The organism is Mesorhizobium sp. M7A.F.Ca.AU.001.01.1.1 (genome assembly GCF_004022735.1).
Classification (GTDB): Bacteria; Pseudomonadota; Alphaproteobacteria; order Rhizobiales; family Rhizobiaceae; genus Mesorhizobium; species Mesorhizobium ciceri.
This window is the reverse complement of record NZ_RZPF01001121.1, coordinates 1-1,225: the sequence shown is the minus strand read 5'-3', so window position 1 is coordinate 1,225 and position 1,225 is coordinate 1. Positions and strand designations below refer to the sequence as shown.

The 1,225-nt window shown below is 61.3% G+C and carries 1 protein-coding gene and 1 pseudogene; both read right to left on the bottom strand.

Features of this window, described 5'->3' with window-relative positions; translation table 11 throughout:
- Window positions 1–322 (bottom strand): annotated as a pseudogene (locus tag EN884_RS36390) (hypothetical protein); the annotation flags it as partial.
- Window positions 323–429: 107 nt separating this feature from the next.
- On the bottom strand, window positions 430–1,047 hold the full coding sequence (gene rpsD / locus EN884_RS36385; RefSeq protein WP_013532142.1) for a 30S ribosomal protein S4: 618 nt from the start codon (window positions 1,045–1,047) through the stop codon (window positions 430–432).
- Between the last annotated feature and the right edge of the window lie 178 nt (window positions 1,048–1,225).

Here is a 1,225-nt window from a genome sequence, read left to right as displayed (position 1 = left end):
GGTCGAGATTGCAGGCCAGAAGATCGACCGGCAAGAGCCCGCGCCATTTGAGGTCGAGCAGCACCGCGAGCAGGCCGTAGGAATCCTTGCCGCCCGACAGCGCTACGAGCCAGCGCTGGCCGGGCTTGACCATCGAGAAATCCTCGATCGCCTGCCGGGTCAGCCGCAGCAGCCGCTTGCGCAGTTTGTTGAACTCGACCGAGGACGGCACGTCGGCGAACAGCGGATGGAAACCGCCTTCGCTGTCGGCGACCAGCGGATGGAAACCGCCTTCGCTGTCGGCGACCGGTTCGAGCGTTTCAATGTCTGGAAGCATGTTCATGGCATGTCGCTTTCAATGGCCCAGAGCGCCGGATTAGCGGACATGACCGACAAAGAAAAGGCCGCCTCGACGGGCGGCCTTCGCAGGATGTCGCAGAACGCGCTCGTTTAGCGCGAATAGAATTCGACGACCAGGTTCGGTTCCATCTGCACGGCGAACGGAACGTCCGCCAGGCCGGGGATGCGCGAGAAGGTCGCGACCATCTTGTTGTGATCGGCTTCGATGTAGTCCGGCACGTCGCGCTCGGCGAGACCGACCGCTTCCAGAACGATGACCAGCTGCTTGGACTTTTCGCGGATTTCGACGACATCGCCCGGCTTGCAGCGGTACGAGCCGATGTTGACGCGCTTGCCGTTGACGTTGACGTGACCGTGGTTGACGAACTGACGGGCGGCGAAAATGGTCGGCACGAACTTGGCGCGGTAGACGACCGCGTCGAGACGCGACTCGAGCAGGCCGATCAGGTTCTCCGAGGTGTCGCCCTTGCGGCGGTCAGCCTCTTCATAAACCTTGCGGAACTGCTTTTCCGAAACGTCGCCATAGTGCCCCTTCAGCTTCTGCTTGGCGCGCAGCTGCAGGCCGAAATCGGAAAGCTTGCCCTTGCGGCGCTGGCCATGCTGGCCGGGGCCGTATTCACGCTTGTTGACCGGGGACTTCGGGCGGCCCCAGATGTTTTCGCCGAGACGGCGGTCGATCTTGTACTTCGCGGATTCGCGCTTGCTCATCGCATTCCCTTTTCAAAACAACACACCCGGAACCTCATGGTCCGGGTGAAGGAAACGCGCCCTCCTCTGGCCTCCGTTTTCGAGACCTGACAGGGTTTTCCCACGCAACGCGGCGGAAAACCCACGGGACACGTCAGTTCAAACAAGATAGTAGAATTGGATTTCCACGCATCTTGCG